This is a genomic window from Pseudomonas sp. NPDC087814, assembly GCF_044742865.1.
Taxonomy (GTDB): domain Bacteria; phylum Pseudomonadota; class Gammaproteobacteria; order Pseudomonadales; family Pseudomonadaceae; genus Aquipseudomonas.
Genome location: NZ_JBIUVK010000055.1, coordinates 19100 through 41725 on the forward strand (window position 1 = coordinate 19100; position 22626 = coordinate 41725).

General features: G+C 61.8%; 19 protein-coding genes. 7 read left to right on the forward strand and 12 right to left on the reverse strand.

The features are described 5' to 3' along the window. Positions 1–39 precede the first annotated feature (39 nt). The 3 genes from ACIOMR_RS26810 to ACIOMR_RS26820 all read left to right on the forward strand — a co-directional run bounded on the left by ACIOMR_RS26810 (position 40) and on the right by ACIOMR_RS26820 (position 3386). The gene (locus ACIOMR_RS26810) at positions 40–1416 is read left to right on the forward strand and encodes an L-serine ammonia-lyase (protein WP_401197319.1); all 1377 of its coding nucleotides are present in this window, start codon (positions 40–42) and stop codon (positions 1414–1416) included. 60 nt (positions 1417–1476) lie between these two features. After that, the gene (locus ACIOMR_RS26815) at positions 1477–2772 is read left to right on the forward strand and encodes a serine/threonine transporter (protein ID WP_177020374.1); all 1296 of its coding nucleotides are present in this window, start codon (positions 1477–1479) and stop codon (positions 2770–2772) included. A 296-nt stretch (positions 2773–3068) separates the two neighbouring features. Beyond that, complete coding sequence (locus ACIOMR_RS26820) at positions 3069–3386, forward strand: DUF3509 domain-containing protein (RefSeq protein ID WP_003212781.1); 318 nt, start codon at positions 3069–3071, stop codon at positions 3384–3386. On the opposite strand, the gene ACIOMR_RS26825 is transcribed toward ACIOMR_RS26820, so the two are convergent. Then, positions 3383–3871 carry a phosphate-starvation-inducible protein PsiE gene (locus ACIOMR_RS26825; RefSeq protein WP_003212783.1) on the reverse strand — a complete coding sequence of 163 codons (489 nt, stop codon included), beginning with the start codon at positions 3869–3871 and terminating at the stop codon, positions 3383–3385. The two genes, ACIOMR_RS26820 and ACIOMR_RS26825, sit on opposite strands and share 4 nt — an antisense overlap. A 283-nt stretch (positions 3872–4154) precedes the next feature. Then, positions 4155–4412 carry a DUF6124 family protein gene (locus tag ACIOMR_RS26830; protein WP_008438570.1) on the reverse strand — a complete coding sequence of 86 codons (258 nt, stop codon included), beginning with the start codon at positions 4410–4412 and terminating at the stop codon, positions 4155–4157. A 305-nt stretch (positions 4413–4717) separates the two neighbouring features. Between ACIOMR_RS26830 and ACIOMR_RS26835 the strand changes: the two genes are divergently transcribed. Next, complete coding sequence (locus ACIOMR_RS26835; protein WP_003212789.1) at positions 4718–4978, forward strand: YebG family protein; 261 nt, start codon at positions 4718–4720, stop codon at positions 4976–4978. 81 nt (positions 4979–5059) lie between these two features. Here the strand turns inward: ACIOMR_RS26835 and ACIOMR_RS26840 are convergent, their stop codons facing one another. Continuing rightward, positions 5060–5785: a dienelactone hydrolase family protein gene (locus tag ACIOMR_RS26840; protein WP_401197325.1), complete on the reverse strand. Its 726-nt coding sequence runs from the start codon at positions 5783–5785 to the stop codon at positions 5060–5062. Positions 5786–6002: 217 nt separating this feature from the next. Between ACIOMR_RS26840 and ACIOMR_RS26845 the strand changes: the two genes are divergently transcribed. Continuing rightward, positions 6003–7310 carry an acetamidase/formamidase family protein gene (locus ACIOMR_RS26845; RefSeq protein ID WP_102368149.1) on the forward strand — a complete coding sequence of 436 codons (1308 nt, stop codon included), beginning with the start codon at positions 6003–6005 and terminating at the stop codon, positions 7308–7310. Positions 7311–7316: 6 nt separating this feature from the next. Here the strand turns inward: ACIOMR_RS26845 and ACIOMR_RS26850 are convergent, their stop codons facing one another. Next, on the reverse strand, positions 7317–8336 hold the full coding sequence (locus tag ACIOMR_RS26850) for a Glu/Leu/Phe/Val dehydrogenase dimerization domain-containing protein (protein ID WP_010176963.1): 1020 nt from the start codon (positions 8334–8336) through the stop codon (positions 7317–7319). Positions 8337–8522: 186 nt separating this feature from the next. Between ACIOMR_RS26850 and ACIOMR_RS26855 the strand changes: the two genes are divergently transcribed. Further along, entirely contained in the window at positions 8523–9326 is an 804-nt protein-coding gene (locus tag ACIOMR_RS26855; protein ID WP_003212796.1) for a SirB1 family protein, read from the forward strand. Here the strand turns inward: ACIOMR_RS26855 and ACIOMR_RS26860 are convergent. From ACIOMR_RS26860 to hmgA, 4 genes are all read right to left on the reverse strand, one after another. After that, the gene (locus ACIOMR_RS26860) at positions 9250–10635 is read right to left on the reverse strand and encodes an MFS transporter (protein ID WP_401197330.1); all 1386 of its coding nucleotides are present in this window, start codon (positions 10633–10635) and stop codon (positions 9250–9252) included. The genes ACIOMR_RS26855 and ACIOMR_RS26860 overlap by 77 nt on opposite strands. 133 nt (positions 10636–10768) lie before the next feature. Further along, positions 10769–11410: a maleylacetoacetate isomerase gene (gene maiA / locus ACIOMR_RS26865; protein WP_401197333.1), complete on the reverse strand. Its 642-nt coding sequence runs from the start codon at positions 11408–11410 to the stop codon at positions 10769–10771. A gap of 12 nt (positions 11411–11422) precedes the next feature. Continuing rightward, positions 11423–12709 (reverse strand): fumarylacetoacetase, encoded by a 1287-nt coding sequence (gene fahA, locus ACIOMR_RS26870; RefSeq protein ID WP_003212801.1) that lies wholly within the window; start codon positions 12707–12709, stop codon positions 11423–11425. Positions 12710–12712: 3 nt separating this feature from the next. Beyond that, on the reverse strand, positions 12713–13996 hold the full coding sequence (gene hmgA / locus ACIOMR_RS26875; RefSeq protein WP_401197336.1) for a homogentisate 1,2-dioxygenase: 1284 nt from the start codon (positions 13994–13996) through the stop codon (positions 12713–12715). A gap of 119 nt (positions 13997–14115) precedes the next feature. Between hmgA and ACIOMR_RS26880 the strand changes: the two genes are divergently transcribed. Next, complete coding sequence (locus ACIOMR_RS26880; RefSeq protein WP_003212804.1) at positions 14116–14904, forward strand: IclR family transcriptional regulator; 789 nt, start codon at positions 14116–14118, stop codon at positions 14902–14904. A 155-nt stretch (positions 14905–15059) separates the two neighbouring features. On the opposite strand, the gene ACIOMR_RS26885 is transcribed toward ACIOMR_RS26880, so the two are convergent. The 4 genes from ACIOMR_RS26885 to ACIOMR_RS26900 form a co-directional block, all read right to left on the reverse strand. After that, positions 15060–17549, reverse strand: coding sequence for a LuxR C-terminal-related transcriptional regulator (locus ACIOMR_RS26885; protein WP_401197339.1), 2490 nt, complete (start codon positions 17547–17549; stop codon positions 15060–15062). A 272-nt stretch (positions 17550–17821) separates the two neighbouring features. Beyond that, positions 17822–19189 (reverse strand): DUF1329 domain-containing protein, encoded by a 1368-nt coding sequence (locus ACIOMR_RS26890; RefSeq protein WP_003212808.1) that lies wholly within the window; start codon positions 19187–19189, stop codon positions 17822–17824. 26 nt (positions 19190–19215) lie between these two features. Further along, positions 19216–21006, reverse strand: a complete 1791-nt coding sequence (locus ACIOMR_RS26895) for a DUF1302 domain-containing protein (protein WP_023659149.1) — start codon at positions 21004–21006, stop codon at positions 19216–19218. Positions 21007–21491: 485 nt separating this feature from the next. Further along, the gene (locus ACIOMR_RS26900; protein WP_008438591.1) at positions 21492–22403 is read right to left on the reverse strand and encodes an SDR family oxidoreductase; all 912 of its coding nucleotides are present in this window, start codon (positions 22401–22403) and stop codon (positions 21492–21494) included. Between the last annotated feature and the right edge of the window lie 223 nt (positions 22404–22626).

Sequence of the window (22626 nt, forward strand, 5' to 3'; positions counted from 1 at the left end):
TGGCAGCGATTCCTACTCCATTGCTTGTAAGGGTTTAGCATGGCTATCAGTGTTTTCGATCTATTCAAAGTGGGCATTGGTCCTTCCAGCTCCCATACCGTCGGCCCGATGCGGGCCGCGGCGACCTTCGTCCAAGCGCTTATCGACCAGCAATTGCTCGACGAAACCCGTCGCGTAGAGGTGCGTTTGTACGGCTCGCTGTCCGCCACCGGTGTCGGCCACGCCACCGACCGCGCCTGTGTGATGGGCCTGATGGGCGAATGGCCAGACAGCATCGACCCCACCAGCATCGGCCCACGCATCCAGCAACTGCGCGAGTCCGGCCAATTGCTGCTCGGCGGCCGCACGTCGATTGCCTTCAACTGGCAACACGACCTCCTGCTGCTGGACGAAAGCCTGCCCTACCACCCCAACGCCATGTCCCTGCATGCCTACGGCGAAAACGGCCCGTTGAGCGAGCAAACGTACTACTCGGTGGGCGGCGGTTTCATCATCGAAGCGGCAGAAGCCGAGTCCGGTATCGCGCCTACCAGCGAAGTGCAATTGCCCTACGACTTTTCGAGCGCCGTCGAACTGCTGGCCTTGTGCAACAAGCACGGCCTGCGGGTTTCCGAGCTGATGATGGCCAACGAGCGGGCCTGGCGCAGCGATGCCGAGATCCGCAGCGGCCTGCTGCATATCTGGTCGGTGATGCGTGAATGCGTCGAACAAGGCCTGCGCCACGACGGCATCCTGCCCGGCGGTCTGGATGTGCCACGGCGCGCGGCGAAATTGCACCGCAGCCTGCTGGAAATCGGCAAACCCAACGTTATCACCTCGACCCTGTCGGCCATGGAATGGGTCAACCTGTTCGCCCTCGCCGTCAACGAAGAAAACGCCGCCGGCGGGCGCATGGTGACGGCGCCGACCAATGGCGCGGCGGGAATCATCCCGGCGGTGCTGCACTACTACATGAAGTTCAACCCGGACGCGTCCGACGATGACGTGGTGAATTTCTTCCTGGCTGCCGCCGCCGTCGGCATCCTCTGCAAGAAAAACGCCTCGATCTCCGGCGCCGAAGTCGGCTGCCAGGGCGAAGTGGGTTCCGCCTGCGCCATGGCCGCTGCCGGCCTTGCGGACGTGCTCGGCGCATCCCCGGAGCAACTGGAAAACGCCGCCGAAATCGGCCTGGAACATAACCTGGGTTTGACCTGCGACCCGGTTGGCGGGTTGGTCCAGGTGCCGTGCATCGAGCGCAACGCCATCGCCGCGGTCAAGGCGATCAACGCCACGCAAATGGCCCTGCGCGGCGACGGCAAACACTTCATCTCCCTGGACCGGGTGATCCGCACCATGCGCGACACCGGCGCCGACATGCACGACAAATACAAAGAAACTTCACGGGGCGGCCTGGCCGTCAGCTGGGTGGAGTGCTGATCGGAGCACTCCTGCCGCCCCAACGTGAGCCCGCGCAAAAATAATAACGAGGCAATAACGATGACCGATGTACGTACACCTGCTGCCGAAAATCCCGCTGTAGACCTGACGCCGACCACCGTTACACAAGGCTGGAACAAACACGACACCACCTGGATGCTCGGCCTCTACGGCACCGCCATCGGTGCCGGCACCTTGTTCCTGCCGATCAACGCTGGCGTGGGCGGCTTCTGGCCGTTGATCGTGCTGGCGCTGCTGGCCTTCCCTATGACCTTCTTCGCCCACCGTGGGCTGACGCGCTTTGTGTTGTCGGGCAAATCCGGCGACATCACCGAAGTGGTGGAAGAACACTTCGGTATCGGCGCCGGCAAGCTGATCACCCTGCTGTACTTCTTCGCGATCTTCCCGATTTTACTGGTGTACAGCGTGGCGCTGACCAACACCCTGACCAGCTTTATGGAACACCAACTGCACCTGGCTGCACCGCCCCGGGCAATCCTGTCGCTGGTGCTGATCCTCGGCCTGATGGCCATTGTGCGCTGCGGCCAGGGCGTGATCGTCAAGGCCATGAGCGTGCTGGTGTACCCCTTCGTCGCCGCTCTGCTGCTATTGGCGGTGAGCCTGATCCCCAACTGGAACGGTGCGTTCTTCGCCTCCGCCAGCGAAGGCATGCCCCTGCCGGCCTTCTTCAAGACCCTGTGGCTGGCGATCCCGGTGATGGTGTTTTCCTTCAACCACTCGCCGATCATCTCCGCCTTCGCCGTCGACCAGAAACGCGTGTACGGCCCGCAAGCCGAACGCAAAAGCAGCGGCATCCTGGCCATGGCCCACAGCATGATGGTGCTGACGGTGATGTTCTTCTGCTTCAGCTGCGTGCTGGCCCTGTCGCCGGCTGACCTCGCCGCCGCCAAGGCGCAGAACATCTCGATCCTGTCGTACCTGGCGAACCACTTCCAGACCCCGGTCATCGCCTACGCCGCACCGTTGATCGCGCTGGTGGCGATCACCAAATCCTTCCTGGGCCACTACATCGGCGCCAGCGAAGGCTTCCAGGGCCTGATCGTCAAATCCCTGCGCGGGCGCAACCGCAGCATGTCGGCCAAGTGGCTGGAGCGCTGCACCGCGCTGTTCATGGTGCTCACCTGCTGGGCCGTGGCCACCTTCAACCCGAGCATCCTCGGCATGATCGAAACCATGGGCGGGCCGATCATCGCCTGCCTGTTGTTCCTGATGCCGATGTACGCCATCCGCAGAGTGCCATCTTTGCGCCAGTACTCGGGCCAGGCGTCCAACGTGTTTGTGGTGTTGATCGGTTTGATTGCGCTGTCTGCGATCGTTTTTTCCGTGATGCCCTGAAACGGATCACCGAACTCAAAAACACCACCCAATGTGGGAGCGGGCTTGCTCGCGAAAGCGGTCCTTCAGCCGAGTAATCATTAGCTGACACACCGCATTCGCGAGCAAGCCCGCTCCCACAGGGGAAATTTGATGGCAGGCAGATTGCTGTACGGCACGCCCCTTGCTGTACAGCACTTGAGGAAAACGGACCTTGTGAAAGCCTCAGCGAGCGAATGGCCGGTGGTCAGGAAACGCGAACTAATCCCGACACCGGTCGTCAATGACTGCATGTTCTTATCAGGCGGTAACGCACCATGGACAACCCTTTTCAGATCATCACCGACACCTTCGCCCCGAAATACCGGGTCAATTTAAGCATCCAGCGGCTGGACGGCAGCATCATGCTGACCCTGTCCGATGAAGACGGCGTCGTGGCCAAACGCATGATCAGCGCCGAACAACGCAACGACCCCCAGCGCCTGAAACGGCTGGTGCAGAGTGTGCAATTCGGGATTGCGATCGAGCAGGGGCACAGCGCGATGGAGATATTGGCGGTGATGACCGATGGGGACAGCCACCAGGTACTGCAGCGGCCGCCGGTCAGCAGGCCGCCGCTCAACGCAGGGTTCTAGAGCTCGCCCTTCTCTGTTTCAAGGCTCGCTTCGCCCTTGCGGCGCGGGCCTTCGACCTTCACCGACGGAAATGCCGACGACGCATACCGCACCACCAGAATCGCGAACGCCAGCAGCAGAATCCCACCGCACAGGTAGATGATGCCGATGTCGGGCGGGTTGTGGTGGGACACGTTGGAAATCAGCAGACGGGTCAGCGCCGTGATCGCCACGTAGATCAGGAAACGCACCGGCATGTGGTTGGTCTTGAAATAAATCCCGACCATCGCCCCCAGTTCCAGGTAGATGAACAGCAGCAAGATGTCATCGATCTTGATGTGCCCCGTCTCCAGCATCCCCAGAAATTCCATCACCGCGGCATAGGCGGTCACCGCACCAATGGCGAACAGTGCCAGGTAGTGGAAGGTCTCGACGAACAGATTTCCCAAGGACTCGGCCAGTTGGTGCACGGTCTTGCGCAGGTTTTCAGCCCAGTTGATTTTCACGATGATGCTTCCTTAGGTCGGCTCGACCGGATAATGCGGGTTGGACGTGACGGTTTCTCTGCATGCAGAAAAAAGGCCAGGGAACAGGGAGTGAGATGGTGGCGGGGTGATATGAGGCACTTATCTTGCTGCTTGATGATCGTTCCCACGCTCCGCGTGGGAATGCCGCCCCGGACGCTCCGCGTCCCATGCCCCAGGGTTTCGGGTAGAGGTGACGCGGAGCGTCACGGTATGCATTCCCACGCAGAGCGTGGGAACGATCCAGGTGACCGGGTGATTCAGGTCAGGTCGGGGCGACTTGATCCAACGCTTGATCGACCAATAAACCACTCATTTCCAGCAGTTGATGGATCGCCAGAAGCAAACTTCGCTGTGGTCCTTCAAGCTCAAAAGCCAGGCTACTGGCCATTTCACGGGCACTGTTCAAGGTTTCGCTGGCATTGGCGAGTAATGTTTCAGTGTCAGTATTTGGGGTCACAGCGAAAAGCGCGGTAGGCGGCTTTATAGGCGATTCAGAAAAACAGGCAGTCATTTTTACCATGGTGCATTCCTTGGATTTACAAGATGTTTGCTCCTTAAATTCGAGCCGCCAAACTCGTGTACCGCATAAGCGAAGCCCGGAGAAGGTAAGCCACTGAATGACGCTCCTGCAACCCCACCAACCTGTGAGAAGTTTCCGATAGGGCAAACCAGCATTTGCCAGCTACATTGAAAAGCCACTACCCAAAGCCCATGGATTGGCTTATGCTTTTAGCTGTATATAAATACAGTAGTCGCGAGAACGCTTGGCGACATTCGAACCAAGGGCAACTCCCTTCAATACTGCACCGATGACGAGGCCGAAAAATGGCTGTTGAAACCCTGTATCGCAGTACCCGTGACCTGGAGACTACATTCGTGGATCGCAAACTTGCCGACGCACACGACCAGATGCTTGAACTGGCAGAGTCCCTGATGGAAGTGCTGTTGAAAAACGTCGAAGGCTTGAGCGAGAAGCAGGCAGAAGATGCCGGTATTTTCATGGCCAAGAACCGCGCGGCGTTTGCGGCGGCGTTCAAGAACAATGCGAGTGCATTGGCGGAGATTGGGCAGCCAGCGGCTGAGTGATGCATTGCCAGTAGTGGCGAAAGGGCTTGCTTTGAGCAAGCTCCCTCGCCACAGGTTATGCGTTGATGCCTTTCACATGTGTCATGCCTGCCACAAGGTCTTGCCGAAGAACGTCAACGTGCGGTCCCACGCCAGTTGCGACCATGCGGCATCGTATTGCGTGTCTGCAATCCGACCATCACCAATCGCCGTCTCGTTGGCAAACGCATGGCGCGCCAGGTAGCGATGGAAAGTCGCGTCCACACCCGCAGCATGCAGTTTTGACTCCAGCTCCGCCACGGTGTCGATATTGAAGAAGGCATCCTGCGTGCCCCAATGCCCGATCAGCGGCGCCTTGATCTTCGAAGCATCCAGATACTCCAGCGGCGGGAAGCCGTACCACACCACGCCCGCAGCGACTTCCGGAATCGCGTTCAACGCCAGCAACGTCAACGCCCCGCCCATGCAGTAACCGGTCACACCAACTTTTTTCGAATCCGCCTGCAAGCACTGCACAGCACCCTTGATGTCCTGGGAAACCGCGTCACCAAAATCCAGCCCATCCATCAGGTGGTGAGCCTCTTCCTCTTCCACGGTCGACGCGCCGCGATAAAGGTCCGGCACCAACACGCGGTAACCGCATTCGGCCAGTCGATTGGCCACGCCCTTGATCTGATCGTTTACGCCCCACCATTCCTGGATCACCACGATCGCCGGCGCGCCTTCGAGTACCGCCGGGCTGGCCAGGTAGCCGTTGACGTCCGCGCCATCCGGGCGTTTGAAGGTGATCATGCGCCCGCTGGAGCGCCCTGCTGTTTGTTTGGACATGCCAACCTCGTTCTGATGGGTTTGAAAAAGTAAGCCTGCAACAGAGATATCTGTATTTGCACGTGTCCGCCACTGCGGGTGTATCAGAGTGTGTATGGATGCCCCTGAGATACACACGTACCGGCAATCGCGGCAGCGCGACACACGACAGATACACATCGGCGCTTAAGTGATGAAGCCTGTTCAACATTCAATCACCCAGGGCCCGGAAAATAAAATGAATAACCTCCCTTCTGTCGACCGTCTCACCGTCACCTCCTACACCAATGGGCTGCTCGGCCCCAGCCAGAAAATGCTCGGCCCGCTGGCCGACGGTGGCACCTTGATCACCGGCACCCCGCCCGGTTGCTGGGGCCCGATGATCACGCCGGCCTTTGAGGGTGGCCATGAAGTGACCCAGCCCGTGTTCATCGCCGGCGCCGACATCGGCGACGCGGTGGCGCTGAAGATCAAGCGCATGCGCGTCACCTCCCTGGCCACGTCCTCGGGGGTCATGAGTTTTGTCGAAGGGCGTTACCACGGCGACCCGTTCGTCGCGAAGTTCTGCTCCAACTGCGGGCAAGAGCATCCCGCCAGCCACGTCGAAGGCATTGGCGATGACGCCATTCGTTGCGATGCCTGTGGCGCCGAGGTCAGTGCGTTTCGTTTCAGCAATGGTTACGTGATCGTTCTGGATGCCGAGCATCAGGTGAGCCTGACGGTCAATCAGGCCGTGGCGGATCGCCTGGCCGGCAAGGCATCGGACATGTCGGCGCTGCCCGAACTGTCTGCCCAGCACTCGATCCTGTCCCTGGCCCGCGCCGATATCCCGGGCCTGGCCGCGCATATGCGCCCATTCCTGGGCAACATCGGCACCACGCCTTCACGGGATCTGCCGGATTCCCACAACTGCGGCGACTTCGGCCAGTACCTGGTGGGCGCGCCCCATCGCTACAGCATGACCCACGATGAACTGCACGCCGCGAAAACCGATGGCCACATGGACACCAATTCCGTGCGCGAAGGCTGCATCCTGATCTGCCCGGTGAAGGTCCCCGGCGCCGGGGTGTACATGGGCGATATGCATGCTCAACAGGGCAATGGCGAAATTGCCGGGCATGCCACCGATGTGTCGGGGGAAACCGAACTGACGGTGCAGGTGATCAAGGGCCTGAGCCTGGACGGGCCGATCCTGCTGCAAAACCTCGATGACCTGCCGCCCATGGCGCGCCCGATGACCGCGGAACAACGCCTGCGAGTGAAGGCACTGGGGGAGCGCTGGGGCCAGGTGGAGATCGAGGAGAACGCGCCTATCACCTTCATCGGCAGTGGGACCAATCTCAACGTCGCGACAGACAACGGACTGGAACGCGCCGCCGCCGTGACCGGGCTGCCGCTCGACGAAGTGCGCAACCGCGCGACCATCAACGGCTCGATTGAAATCAGCCGCCTGCCGGGAACCGTGCGGGTCACGATTCTGTGCCCGATGCACATCCTTGATCGTATGGGCGTGGGCCAACTGGCCCGGGAGAAATATCAGCTTTGACCCGCCTCAGCGGTACAGCAAGCGCTCCGCCAGCTCATCCGCTACCCGCGCGGGTGAGCGTTTTTCAGCCTGGGCATGGGCGAAGATTTCGGTCAGGCGCGTGCCGATGTTCGACAGGTGCGCGGTGATGGTTTCCAGCTCCGCGCCGCCGTGCTTGAGGGCCACGTAGATCAGCCCACCGGAGTTGATCACGTAGTCCGGCGCGTAAAGAATCCCACGCCCTTCCAACTGATCGGCCACTTGCAGGTTTGTCAGTTGCGCACTGGCGGAGCCGGCCACCGCTGCGCATCGCAACTGCGCGACCGTGTAGCGGTTGAACACCGCGCCCACACCGCAGGGCGCAAGGATATCGCACGGAGTGCTGAGCAAGGCTTCGTTGGCAATCGGGTGCGCACCCAGTTGCTCCATGGCCAGTTGCACCTTGCCGTGGTCGATGTCGCTCACCAGCAATTCAGCCCCGGCGGCGTGCAGCTGCTCGGCGAGGGCATAACCGACGTTGCCCAGGCCCTGGATCGCCACGCGCAGACCTTCCAGGTTATCGCTGCCCAGGCGAGCCATCGCGGTGGTGCGGATGCCGGCGAACACGCCCATCGCCGCGTGGGGCGAGGGATCGCCGGCCGCCGTGGTGCTGGTGACATAGCGGGTCTGCTGGGCGATGCAATCCATGTCGGCCACCGAGGTGCCGCTGTCGATGGCGGTGATGTAGCGGCCATCCAGCTGCTCGATGCAGCGGCCGAAGGCTTCAAACAATGCCGCGCGGCTTTCCACATGGGCGGGGCGGATGATCACCGCGTTGCCGCCACCCACCGGCAAACCGGCCAGCGCGGCCTTGTAGCTCATGCCCTGCGCCAGGCGCGCGGCATCCGCCACGGCACTTTCATCGTCGGGGTAAGAGAGGTAGCGGCAGCCTCCAAGGGCGGGACCCAGGCGGCTGTTGTGGATGGCAATGACCGCCTTCAACCCGGTGGCCGGGTCAACGCTCAGGTGCAGCGATTCAAGGCGGGTGCTGTGCATGAGCGCAAACATCGTCAAGCTCCCGAATCACTTCTGGTAGGCGCCAAGTATAGGACTGCCAGCGAAACCCTGCTGAAGCGCGCAGGAATAAGACCACCGGTTTTAAAGGGTTTGCGACATAAACAGGTAGGACCTGTCTTAAGGCACTGGACGAAAGTTCACAGCAAGGCTAAAACGAGACATCCGCCGGAGAACCCAATGAAGCCCCGCGACGCCTTTTTTGCCTGCCTGGAACGGTCACCGCCCGCGCTGTTTGAAGCCGCGCTGTGGATGGCGGCCGAGCACGACCCGGCGGTGGACCCCTTGGCCATCCTGCAGGACTTCAAGGTATTGCAGCAATTGGTCAGCCTCAGCATGCCGATGCTGCCGGCGGATGAACTCGGACAACCGTTGCTGCGGCGCATGAACGACCTGGGGTTCGCCCAGGATGACCACACCCCGCTGCGCCCCGCCGCCGCGCTGCTGGACAAGGTATTGAAGCGTAAACGCGGGCAGCCGCTGGCCTTGGGGCTGATTGCCCTGGAGCTGGCGCGGCGCCTGGACATCCCCTTGGTCGGCGTCAACTTCCCGGGGCACTTCCTGTTGCGCGTGCCGGGCGCCGATCACCTCCTCGACCCCTGCGGCGGCCGACGCCTGTACCCCAACGATTGCCGCGACCTGCTGACCCGCCAATACGGGCCCAATCTCAAGTTGCAGGCCGACCACCTGCACACCGCCGAGCCGCGATCGATCCTGCAACGGCTGTCGCGTAATCTGCGCCAGTTGCACCTGTCCAACGACGACCACCTGGCGGCTCTGGTGGATGCCGAACGCGTGCTGGAGCTGGGCAATGCCAGCGCCGCCGATTACCTGGCCCGGGCCAGTTTGTATCAGCGCCTGGATTGCCCGAACGCCGAGCGTTTTGACCTGGAACACGCGTTGATGCTCAGCGAAGACCCGATCCAGCGTCTACGCCTGACCGAACGGCTGGGGCATTTGCCGCCGAACTCTGTGGTGCATTGACTGGCGAGCGCACCTGGATAATCAACAACGCCGCTATCACCGCCGGAATCGCGCAGAAGAAGAAAATCTGCTGCACCGGTATGTGCATCGCCAGCAGCAGGCTGCCGAACAGCGGCCCCAGGATCGACCCGAACCGCCCGACACCCAGCGCCCAGCCGGTACCGGTGGCCCGCACGTGAGCCGGGTAGAAGTTACTGGCGAACGCGTTCAGGGTCAGTTGACCGCCGATGATGCAGAAGCCCGCCGCAAACACGCAGGCCACCAGATAGCGCGGATTGTCGTGATTCAGCCCCAGCAGGATGGTGCACACCGCAGCCGCTGCCAGCACGCCGGACAGCAGGCGCACTTTGCTTTTGAGCCGGTCGGCAAACCAGGCCATGCCGATGGCGCCCAAGGTCCCGGCGAACAGGAACATCGAGGTCACCAGATTGGCTTCGTTCAGGCCCAGGCCGCTTTCCAGCAACAGCGAAGGCAGCCAGCTGATCATGAAATACAGCAGGATCAGGCTGACAAAAAACGTCGCCCACAGCAGTAATGTCGGGCGCGCGTAGCCATGGCGGAACAGCTCCACCACCGTCAGTTTGCTGCCTTGCTCCTGGCGGTTTTCAGCCTCGCTCGCCGCCGGCGGTTGCCAGCCTGGCAGCATCCGCGCAGTGACTTTTTGCAGGCGCGCATACGGCGGTGCATCACGCAGCAGGCGTGGCAGGGATTCGGGCAACATCCAGGCAAGAAACGGAAACAACAGCAATGGCGTCACACCACCGGCGAGGAACACCGCCTGCCAGCCGAAACTGTCGATAAACCCGGCCGCGACAAAACCACCGGCCGCACCGCCGAAAGAGAAGCCACAGGCGGCGAGCGTCACCATCAATGTTCGCAGGCGGGGTGGTGAGTATTCCGACATGAGGGCCATGGCGCTGGGCATCGCGCCGCCCATGCCGATGCCGCAGATAAAGCGCGCGGCCATGAGGGTATTCAGGGAATTGGCGAACACCATCAGCACCGTGAGGCTGGCGTAGATCAACACACAGCACAGCAGGATGCGTCGCACCCCGAAGCGATCCGCCAGCGGCGTGACGGCCAGGGAGCCCAGCGTCAGCCCCAGCAGGTTGGCGCTGAACACCGGGCCGAACGCGGCTTTTTCAAGGCCCCAGTCCTTGGCCAGCGCCGGTACTACGTAGCCCAGGACCTGGGCGTCGTAGCCGTCGGTGACCAGCAACAGTGCCAGCAACAGGAGAATCAACCACTGATAGCGCGACACCGGACGGGCGTCGAGTGCCGCACGAAAGCTGGCAATCTGATTGTGCATCGCAAGGGACCTGTATTGTTTTTATAGTGGTGTAGATCGTTCCCACGCTCCGCGTGGGAATGAATCAGGTGACGCTCCGCGTCACGGACGCAGAGCGTCCAGGGCGGCATTCCCACGCAGAGCGTGGGAACGATCAGACTGGTGGGGTATCGGGTTGGTTGGCGGGATGAGCCGCCATGAACGCCGGATGCTGCGCCGCCAACCCCGCCACCCGCTGAATGCGCGGGTACGCCGCCAGCGACACCTTGAACCGCTCGGCCGCATACAACTGTGGAATCAGGAACGTATCCGCCATCCCCGGCTGCTCGCCAAAGCAGTAACCCTGATCACCAATCAACTGCTCAACCGCCGCCAGGCCCTGGCTGATCCAGTGCCCGATCCACTCCAGCACCTGCGCTTCATCGTGCCCCCATTGCTTGAGCAGATTCTGGGTACTGGAGTTGTGCAGCGGATGAATGTCGCAACCGATGATCGACGCCACCGCGCGCTCATGGGCGCGGGTTGCCAGATCCGTGGAGAGCAACGGCACCTGTGGATAACGTTCCTCCAGGTACTCGATGATTGCCGGCGACTGAATCAACACATCACCCTCATCGGTGCGCAAGGCCGGCACGCGACCTTGCGGGTTGATCGCCAGGTACTCCGGCTGATGGTTGGCGCCGCCCTTGGGCACCAGCAGGTTGACCGACACGGCGGTGAAGTCCAGGCCCTTGAGGGCCAGCGCGATCCGCACCCGGTAGGACGAAGTGGAGCGGTAGTAGGTATAGAGTTCCATGGCCCTGCCCTCTCAGCGCGCCGCGACCACGGTACCCCGGCATTCGCCGAAGCCGATGGAGGCAAAACCGTCGCGGGTGCAGCGGGCACGCAGGATGATTTCGTCGCCGTCTTCGAGGAATTTCCGCACCTCGCCGGAGGCCAGTTCGATCGGCTTTTTACCGCCCTCGGTGATTTCCAGCAGGCTGCCGAATTGCCCGGCTTCCGGCCCCGACAAGGTGCCCGAACCGAACAGGTCACCCGCCTGCAACTGGCAGCCGTTGACGCTGTGGTGCGCAACCATCTGCGCGACGGTCCAGTACATGTGTTGGGTGTTGCTCAGGGTCAAGCGATGGGCCGGCAGGTTCTGCTCACGCATCGAGGCGGTGGTCAGCAGCACTTCCAGTTCGATATCAAAACCACCGGCAGCCTGGTCGCGCTTGTCCAGCAAGTATGGCAGTGGTTGCGGGTCGCCTTCAGGGCGCGCCGGTTGTGCCTTGCGGAACGGTTCCAGGGCTTCAGCCGTCACCACCCATGGCGAAATACTGGTGATGAAACTCTTCGACAGGAACGGGCCCAGCGGCTGGTATTCCCAGGCCTGGATATCCCGCGCCGACCAGTCGTTGAGCAGGCAGAAACCGGCGATGTGATCAGCCGCGTCGCCGATGGCAATCGAGTCGCCCATAGCATTGCCCTGGCCGATCCAGATGCCCAGCTCCAGCTCGTAGTCCAGGCGTGCGCAGGGGCCAAAGGTCGGCTCGGTCTGGCCGGCTGGCAGGGTCTGGCCTTTCGGGCGGCGGACCTCGGTGCCCGACGGGCGAATCGTCGACGCGCGGCCGTGGTAGCCGATCGGCACATACTTGTAGTTGGGCAGCAGCGGGTTGTCCGGGCGGAACAGCTTGCCGACGTTTTGCGCGTGCTCGATGCCCACGTAGAAGTCGGTGTAGTCGTTGATCCTGGCCGGCAGGTGCATCTGGCAATCGGCAGCCGGGTGCAGCGCAGCTTGCAGTTTGCCTTGCTGGTCGCTGCCTTCGGCCAACAGTTCCAGCAGGCGTTCACGCAAGGCCACGCGCGGGCCACGGCCGAGTTCGAAAAATGCGTTCAGTTGGCCGCCAGCGGTGGCTTCAACGGCCCGGCGGGCTTCGCCTTCAAAGCATTCCAACGCGGCGTGCAGATCAAGAATCTGCTCGCCAATCGCCACGCCACTGCGCGGTGCCGAGCCATTAAGGCTGAACACTCCCAACGGCAGGTTTTGCAGCGGGAAATCCCGGTGACCGTTGGCGGAAACCACCCAACTGCGGGTGAGATTAGGCTGCGTCATGGGTTATCTCCGATTCGGGTTGAAGGTTGCAGGGAGCGAGGCCCAGCAAGCGTCGTAGGAAGGTTGCAGTTGCGGGCATTCCAGCGCGAACTGTGTAGGACGCAGCACCTGGCTGGTCTCGAACATGAACGCCATGGTGTTATCAATCTTGTGGGGCTCAAGCGTCGCGTTGATGGCTTTGGTGCAAGTCTCGCCATCCGGGCCGTGGGCGCTCATGCAGCTGTGCAACGACGCGCCGCCGGGCACGAAGCCTTCAGCCTTGGCGTCGTAGGCACCCTGGATCAGGCCCATGTATTCGTTCATCAGGTTGCGGTGGAACCACGGTGGCCGGAAGGTGTTTTCGGCGACCATCCAGCGGGGCGGGAAGATCACGAAGTCGAGGTTGGCCAGGCCGTGCACGCTGGTGGGCGAGGTCAATACGGTGAAGATCGAGGGGTCCGGGTGATCGAAGCTCACGGTGCCGATGGTGTTGAAACGACGCAGGTCGTATTTGTACGGCACGTTGTTGCCGTGCCACGCCACCACGTTCAGCGGCGAATGGTCGAGCTGGCAGCCCCACAGTTCACCGAGGAATTTCTGCACCAGCGTGGTCGGTTGCTTGAGGTCTTCGTAATGGGCGACCGGCGTGAGGAAATCCCGTGGGTTGGCCAGGCCGTTGCTGCCGATAGGACCAAGGTCCGGCAGGCGCAGTGGCGCGCCATGGTTCTCGGCGACGTAACCGCGGGCCTGGGCATCCAGCAGTTCGACGCGGAATTTCAGGCCCCGGGGCAGCACGACGATTTCCAGTGGCTCGACTTCCAGCACACCCAGTTCGGTCGCAATGCGCAGGCGGCCCTGCTCGGGAACGATCAACAGTTCGCCGTCCGCGTTGAAGAACACGCGGTCCATCGAACGGTTGGCGCGGTAGTTGTAGATGCTGATGCCCGAGGGTTTTTCCGATCCGGAATTGGCGACCATGCCTACAAGGCCATCGACGAAATCTGTCGGCTCACCCGGAATATCCAGCGGGTTCCAGCGCAGGCGGTTGGGCGTCACAGCGCCCAGCGGTCCACCGGCCAATTGCCGTTCCAGCTTGACGAACGCCGGGTGATTGGCCGACGGCTGGATGCGGTACAACCAGGTGCGCCGGGCTTCGCTGCGGGCCATGGTGAAGGCGGTGCCGGAAAAGAGTTCGGTGTACAGCCCGTAGGGCGCTTTCTGCGGGGCGTTCTGGCCAACCGGCAGTGCGCCGGGCAAGGCTTCGCTGGCAAATTCATTGCCGAAGCCTGATTGGTATTCGAGGGTCATGGATCGTCCTCTGAGCGGAAGTTGTTTTTATCGTAATCCAGTTACGCATAACGTAATTTGATACCTGTTGACCGTCAAGCTATAAAGACGCCCATTCGTCTTTCGGATTCATGCCCTCCATGGAAAAGCCGCCCGCCCCCCGCGACACCGGTAAACAGAAAGTCCGCTCGGCTGAAGTGGGCACCGACATCCTCAAGGCCCTGGCTGAACTGTCGCCGGCCACCTCGTTGTCGCGTCTGGCCGAGCACGTGCAAATGCCAGCGAGCAAGGTCCACCGTTATTTGCAGGCGCTGATTGCCTCGGGTTTTGCCGAACAGAACACCGCCACCAACCATTACGGCCTGGGCCGCGAAGCCTTGCGCGTGGGGCTGGCCGCGCTGGGCAGCATGGACGTGCTGAAAGTCGCCGCCCTGCCCCTGGCGGAACTGCGGGATGAGTTGAATGAAACCTGCTTCCTGGCCGTCTGGGGTAACCAGGGCGCGACGGTGGTGCATATCGAGCCGGCGGTGCGCGCGGTGACGGTGGTCACGCAATTGGGCTCGGTGTTGCCGTTGCTCAGTTCGTCCACCGGGCTGGTGTTCAGCGCGTTCCTGCCGTCGCGGGAAACCGTGGAGTTGCGCGAGCGGGAGATTCAGGCGGGCGTTGCCCATGCGTTGGCGGATGACCAAACCTACGCCACCACCTGCGAACAGATCCGCCAGCGCGGCTTGCACTTTGTGCATGGTTTGCTGATGCCGGGTGTGGACGCGTTGTCGGCGCCGGTGTTCAACGCGGTCGGGCAAGTGGCGGCGGTGTTGACCGTGGTGGGGCCGACGTCGCTGTTCCATGCCGATGAAGACGGCCCGGCGGCGAAGCGTTTGCTGGCGGCGACCCAGGCGGTGAGTTGGCGCATGGGTTATCAGCCGTAACGCTCAGTATCAGGCACCCAACAGAACAAAATGTGGGAGCGGGCTTGCTCGCGAATGCAGTCTGTCAGTTAAAGCATCAGTGACTGATACACCGCATTCGCGAGCAAGCCCGCTCCCACATTTGATCTTCATTGTTTGACGAATAGTGCATGGCTTCAAGCCATCAAGCCCAGCGTCTTGGCCTTGGCCACCGCCTGGGTACGCCGCTCCACCCCCAACTTGCTGTGAATCCTCCGCGCATGGGTTTTTACCGTGTGCAGCGAGATAAACAATTGGCTGGCAATTTCCAGATTGGAATTGCCCTGGGCAATCAGTTGCAGCACCTCAAGCTCGCGCTGGCTCAGGGGATTTTCCCCCGCCGCCGCCGGGCATTCCTGCGGTTCCAGCCCCAATGCACTCAACAACCCCGGTTGCCTGAGGCGCAGCTCGCGAATCGCCTGCTGTACCTGGCAACGCCCCGCCAGTTCCAATCCGGCTTCCAGCGAGCGCACGGCCAACGGGCGATCGCCGACTTGCCAGGCCACTTCCCCCAGCACCAAGTGCAACTCCGCTTCCAGGCACAGCATGCCCCGCTGACGGGCGGCCTCCAGTAACGCACTCAGGCGGGCGACAGGCTCTTCGGCGCGATGCAATTTCACTTCGGCCAGCACCTGCAAATATTCAAGCCTGGGGATCAACTCCAGGGTGGCCGGCGGTGCTTGTTTCGCCTTGGGGCCACGGTAGTGCCGCAGCACCCGGGTCACCGCCTCCAGGGTCAGTTCGGCGCGACCCTGTTGCAGCCAGAAATGCCCGCTGAGCAACAGCAATACGGCGCGATAGACGGTGTCGGGCACCTGGCGTTGCTGCATCAGGCGCTCAGCGTCGCGCAACTGGATAAACGCCTGGGCGTAATCGCCCTTGTTGGCGGCCAATAGCGCCAGTCCCAGGTAGCCGTAGAGCACGCGTTTGTCCTGGCTGTGCAGGCACATGCCCAGGCCGGATTCGAAGCATTCGGCGGCCACGCCGTCGTGGCCCTGGCGCAGCGCCAGGTGCCCACGTCGCAAGCAAATCCGCCCCATCAACGGCCCGGCTTTAAGCCGCTGTTGCACCAGCATGCGCTGCACATTTTCCAGCAGGCTCTGGGCCCGATACGGCGCGCCGCGCTGCTCCAGCAACTGCGCATGATCGAGCTCCAACAATGCCTCCAACAGCAGTGAGCCGTGGGAGCGCGCCAGGCACAACGCCTCGCGGTTCAGCGCCTGGGCCACGTCCAGCTCGCCACGCAGCAAGGCTTGCTGGGTCAGGCCCGACAGGCACATCAGGCGCGACGTCCAGGCGCTCTCGGGCAAGTCTTGCAGGGCTTCGAGAAAATGTTCCCGGGCCCGTGCGGCTTCGCCGCCCAGATGCAACAGCCAGCCCCATTGCGCCTGCCAGCGGGCCAGCAGATAACGCTGCAGGTGCGCGGTCGGTTGCGGAGTGAAACGCGCCAGTTGGTCAATGCACAACGCCGCCTGGTCGAAACGCCCGGCAAACAGCAACGCCGCCGTTACCAAGCCCACCAGTTGCGCCGAGCCCAGCATCAATTCATCGCCATGCTGCTCATGCAGGCGCAACAACAGCACCGCATTTTGCTGGCGGAACAGGTCTTCAAAACTGAAGTGCTGCAACAGGCTCACGGCAACTTCGTACTCTTCGGCCAGCAGCGCCTGCTCAAACGCGGCCTGCCAGTCCTCGGCGGCGGTAAACCATTGGCACGCGCGCCGGTGCCAGGAGCGCCTGGCTGGCCAGGGTTCGGCGCGCATCAGTTGGGCCAGTGGCGGGAAGACTTGCAGCCAATCGGTGGACTCCTCCCAGGGCTCGATAAAGGCACCCAGCGTCTGCAAGTCTCGCAGGTAGTCGCCACCGTCACCAAAGCCGAACAGGTGGTCACACAAGCTCGGGTTGAAGCGTGGCAGGTGCGCGAGCACGCGCCAGGCCTCGGCCAATTCCGGCGCCAGGCCCGTGAACAACTCGTGTTGCAGGTAGTCGAGCAAGGTTTTGTCCGGGTGCCCGTCGCCTTCAAGCAATCCGATACGCACTCCGGCGCACCAGCCGGCGCTGAACTGCAACACCTTGTCGGCGCTGGAACCGGCCAAGTGCTGGATTTCGCTGGGGTCAAACGCCAATTCGGCAGCGCTGCATTCCCACAGTTCATCATCAAGCAACAGCCGGGGCCAGTTGCAGGCCGGCCGCCGCCGCGCGCCGATCCACCAGGTCAAGGCCGGGCTGCTGGCGGCCAGGATGCGGTCAAGCAACCCATCCAGTTCAGGCGCCGGCACGCGGCAGAAGTCATCGAGAAACAACCAGGCCGGCGCTTGCCAGCGGTTCAGGGCCAGCAGCAACGTGGCCTCATCAACAAAGTCGAGGCCAAGGCTTTGCGCCAGGCGCTGACACAAATCCGAGGCCACGCCATTCAGCGGCAACCAGTACACCTGGCACTGCGAAGGCGCCTGCAACGCGCACTCGGCGAGCAATGCACTCTTGCCGCTGCCGGCCGGGGCGCAGAGCAACTTCACCCGTGCCGTGGCGTTGAGCAGCGGCACGGCCAGGCGCGGGCGCAACAGATGATGGGGAGACAAGCGTGGCATGAATCCAGGACGATCCAGACAACGGGTCATGGCGGTCATTACTGCGTCCCTGTTTTTTATTATTAGGCGGCGTGCGCCCTACCCTAGTCCTGTGGCTGGCGGTTGTTGAGGAGTATTCAGCAGGCTGATTGGCGGGCATAAAAAAGCCGGGAGCCAAAAGGCCACCCGGCACTCGTTCTAAAGGTGGAACACCGTAAATGTGGGAGCGGGCTTGCTCGCGAAGGCGGTGTATCAGTCACTGATGCTTTAACTGACAGACCGCCTTCGCGAGCAAGCCCGCTCCCACAGTTTGATCGCATTTCAATCAGGTTTTAGCGCACGCCTTCCGAGCGCAATGCTGCCGGCGTGTAGTCGGCCGCCTTGGCCGCAAAGCCGAACACAAAGCTGCTCTTCTCTTCGTTCTTCATGCCCAGGGCGATGTAGCGCCCGGCGATGATGTCGTACAGGGTTTCGACGGTGTAGGCCGGCACCTGATGGTCGTAGTAGAACTGCGCGTGACCTTCAGCAACACGCCACAGCTGGCCGCGGCCGTCGTAGTGGTCCACCAGCGCCACCTGCCAGCTGTCTTCGTCGATGTACATGTGGCGCTTGGCGTAGATGTGCCGCTCGCTCGGCTTGACCGTGCCGATCACTTCCCAGACCCGGTGCAGCTCGTAGCGGGTCAGGTCCTGGTTGATGTGGCCGGCCTTGATGATGTCGTCGTACTTGAGGGTCGGCGAATCGAGCTTGTAGCTGTTGTAGGGAATGTACATCTCCTTCTTGCCCACCAGCTTCCAGTCGTAGCGGTCGGGGGCGCCGGAGAACATGTCGAAGTTATCCGAGGTGCGCAGGCCGTCGGCCGCAGTGCCCGGCCCGTCGTAGGCCACTTGCGGCGCACGGCGTACCCGGCGCTGGCCGGCGTTGTAGACCCAGGCCAGGCGCGGTTCCTTCACTTGGTCGAGCGTCTCATGCACCAACAGTACGTTGCCGGCCAGGCGCGCCGGGGCGGTCACCGATTGTTTGAAGAAGGTCAGTACGTTGGCGCCCTTGACCGGGTCCATGTCCGGGATCAGCTGCGGCACGGCCACTTCTTCTTCGAAGCGGATCGGCGTGTAGCTGCCGTTGGTCTGCGGCGTGGCCTGGGTAATGATGCGGCGCAGGTTGCCGCCGTGGTAACGGGTGATGTGGTTCCACAGCACCTCAACGCCGTTCTTCGGAATCGGGAACGCGTAGTAGCGGTTGCCGGTGAAGTTCTCCAGGCCATTGCCGTCGTTGATCGCATGCACGTTGAGCGCGCTGCGCTTGATCGACTCGTAGATCTCCGGCGGCAGGTTGACCGTGCGGTGGGTCGGGTACACGGGGATCTTGTAGGTTTGCGGGTAGCGCTTGAACATCGCCACCTGGCCTTCGGAGAGTTTGTCCTTGTACTTGTCGACCGTGGCGGCGGTGATCACGAACAGCGGCTTTTCATTGGCAAACGGGTCAGCGAGGAAGCCTTTGCTGTCCACCGCCCCGGCGTTTTTCGGGATACCACCGGTCCATGCCGGGATCGAACCATCGGCGTTACCGGCCTTCTCGGCGCCCACCGGGGTCAGGGTAGTGCCGAGCTTGGCCGCTTCTTCCGGCGACACTGCGGCCATCACGTTGGCGGCCAACAGGCTCAGGGCCAACACCCCGCATTGCAGAATCATTTTGCGCATAGTCTCTTGTCCTTACTTAAGCCAAATCAGAAGTTCACGCCAAAGCTGAGGGCGATGAAGTCGCGGTCGGTGAGGGTGTTGTAGTCACCGCCAAAAAAGTCGGTGTAGCTCAGGCTCGCGGTGTAGGTGTTGCGGTAGTCCGCATCCACGCCGACGCTGATGGCCTTGGCGCCTTCGTTGAACAGGCCGTTGGGGCCGTAGCCGCTGACGTCCTGGGACCACGACACGTTGGGCTTGAGGTTGACCCCGGCGAATACGTTGTTGTAATCGAGGATGGCCCGGGCGCGATAACCCCAGGAGTTGGCCGTGACAAACCCATCAGTGTCGCCGCCGAACCCGTACTGGCCGTAGACCGAGTCACGGCCATAACGCAGCTTGGATTTCGCCTCCAGCCCGCCGACGTGCACAAAGGCCGCCTCGCCCACCAGGGTCAGGCGTTCGGCGCCCAGTACCTGGTCGAAGAATTGGGTCATGGTGCTCTGGATCTGGGTGATTTCCTTGCGGCGGTAGCCGGCGTTGTCGGCACCGAAGGAACTGCTGATCGGCGAAGCGGCGTTGCCGGCAATCGGGTTGACCAGGGCCAGCGTCAGGTCGGTGGTGTTGAGTTGTACGGGAGCATTCGGGCGGTAGCTGATTTCGCCGGTCCAGGCGGTGCCGGTGGGCAAGGTGGTGGAGAAACTGGCACCGAACAGGCGGATATTTTCCGGGTAGTCGAGGTAATACTGGCCGCGACCGAGCATCGTGCTTTGCGCCAGGCCGGCCCCGGTACCCGGGGCGATCCCGTTGGCCGCGTTGGCAATAGCGCCAATGGTTGCCAGGTTGGTGTTGGCGGTGATGGTACCGACGGTGGGCGTGCGGCTGTGATAGTTCATGAAGTACAGGCCGTACTCGGTGTCATCTCCCAGCCAGCGCAACGCCATGCCGAACTGGCCGCCATCGCGCGCCTCGCGGTCTTTTGCACGCTGCACCACTACGCCTTCTTTCGTAACCTGGAAGCCCTGGCCAAACGCCGCCGCTACCGGTTGCAATGGTGCAATCGCCGGGCTGCCGACGGTGTAGTTGCCGTTGCAGCCATGGGCCACCACGTCGTTACCGAAGAAGGTGCCGCAGTTGTCCACCACGGTGTTTTCCCAGTTCAACTGGTAGAAACCTTCCACGCTCAACTGGTTGGTGAGGCTTTGGGAGGCGAACACCATGTTGACCGGAATCAGGCCCTCCTTGATCTCGGCGCCAGGGCGGCGGAACGCGGAAACGTCGATGGGGTTGATGCTGTTGATGGAGTTGCCGATGAACGTACTTTCCCCCCAACTGACCACCTGTTTACCGACGCGCACGTTGCCCGGCAAATCGCCGATGGAATAGTTGTGATAGACAAATGCATCGAGTAATTCGTAGCCGGAAGAGCGCGCGCCTTCGTCGCGGTGGTTATTGCTGATCTGCTTGAATTCGCGGTCTTCGTCCTGCAGTTCGAAGTCGTACCAGTACTTGCCGCGCACGAACACGCCGCTGTCGCCGTACTTGAGTTCCAGGTCGTGGATGCCCTTGAAGATCTTGGAGAAGGTCTCGCCCTTCTTGAAGTTCAGGCGACCATCATCGCCGGTGGAAGCCTGGCCCGTTCCGCCGTTGGGAATGCCCACCAGCTTCTTGTCGGCATCGCGCATGCCCCAGCTGGCACCGACCGACAGCGAGGAATCGAATTGCCCTTCGATCTCGCCGATGTTGAACGAAACAGCCTGCGCCTGGGCACAGCAACCCAAAGCAACCGCAGCGGCCAGCGCCTGTGGCCTGAAGATGGCGCGCATTGTTGTTTTTGTCATGCGTCTTCCCCGGTGGTGTGACAGAAGGCCCCACCCTACTGCCCGCGATCAGGAGCGATAAGCGCACCAAGGAGGTATTCGTGTTGTCGCTCGAAAGGATGAGAGGGCGCTCTGGCCGGGGTCTTGGAGAGGCCATGGACGAGATGGATGAAGGATTATCAGGAGGATGGATGAGGTGTTATTGCCACTGTTGCGGGTTTGGTAACAGTCCTTGTCTCGAATCGCTATTTTTCATTTTGTAACAAAAGCCTATTCTTGCCTGGCTTTCAGGGCAAACCGCCCGCTTCCAGAACCTGGAAGAACAGCCAGTTTTTTATGGATTGATCAATATTTTCAATCTGTTACCGGTGTTCACTGACGTTGATTTATTGCTCCTTGATCAAACGTCTTACTTCAGCCGCTGCCTTTGCAGCGGCTTTTTTTATGCCTGAAATAAAGCGGGGCGCCATGGCGCCCCGCTTGATTAAAACTTTTTCACGTAATGATCACAGGCTGTACTTCTGCAGGTTGGCCATCATCTCCTTCAAGGCCTCGATGTTGTCCTTGGGGTGAGCGGCCCCGTCGAAGTCACAGATTTGCTGCCAGTGGGCGGCGACATCATCCGGGGAGAACCCGGCTTCAGGATCAAACCCAACACCCAGGCTGCGCTCCCAGCGGGTCTTGCCGATCCAGCCGCCGCCCACCTCAAACAGCCCGGAGGTTTCCTGACACGCCTCGCTGCCCAGGTACACCACCAGCGGGCTGATCAATTCCGGCTTGAGGCGTTCGAAGACTTGCGGCGGGATCAGGCCTTCGGTCATGCGTGTACCACCGGTGGGGGCGATGGCGTTGACCAGGATGTTGTTCTTGCGGCCTTCCAGCGCCAGGGTGCGGGTCAGGCCGTACAGGCCGAGCTTGGCCATGCCGTAGTTGGACTGGCCGAAGTTGCCGTAGATACCGGAAGTGGAGGCGGTGAAGATCACCCGGCCGTAGGCTTGTTCACGCAGATGGGGCCAGGCGGCGCGGGTGACTTTGTAGGCGCCTTCGACGTGTACGCGGTAGACCAGGTCCCAGTCGCTGTCTTCCATTTTGTGGAAGGTTTTGTCCCGCAGGATCCCGGCGTTGTTGACCACGACGTCGATGCGGCCGAAGGCGTCGAGGGCGTTCTGGACGATCTTGTCACCGTCGGTGACGGAGTCGTGGTTGGCCTCGGCGATGCCGCCGGCTTCGCGGATTTCGGCTACGACGCGGTCGGCCGCCGAGGCGTTGGCGCCTTCGCCCTGGGTTGAGCCGCCAAGATCGTTGACCAGCACTTTGGCGCCGTGTCTGGCGAACAGGAGTGCGTGGGCGCGGCCTAGTCCGCCGCCGGCACCGGTGACGATCACGACCTTGTCTTGGAACTGCACAGGCTCACTCATTGGGGACTCCAGGGGTGGTTAGGGGTGGATGGGTTGAGTGTCAGGCACGGGGCCTGGGGTCACAATAAATACGGCTGGGGGTGAATGGTGCGCGATAAGGCTGGGGGATGATTGGCGTGGCCGGGGGGTGGGTACATATCCGTTATTTGGGTGATGGCTGATATTGGTTCCGCTCTTACAGCGGCTCACTTTTGAACAGCGCAAAAGTAAGCAAAACGCTCTT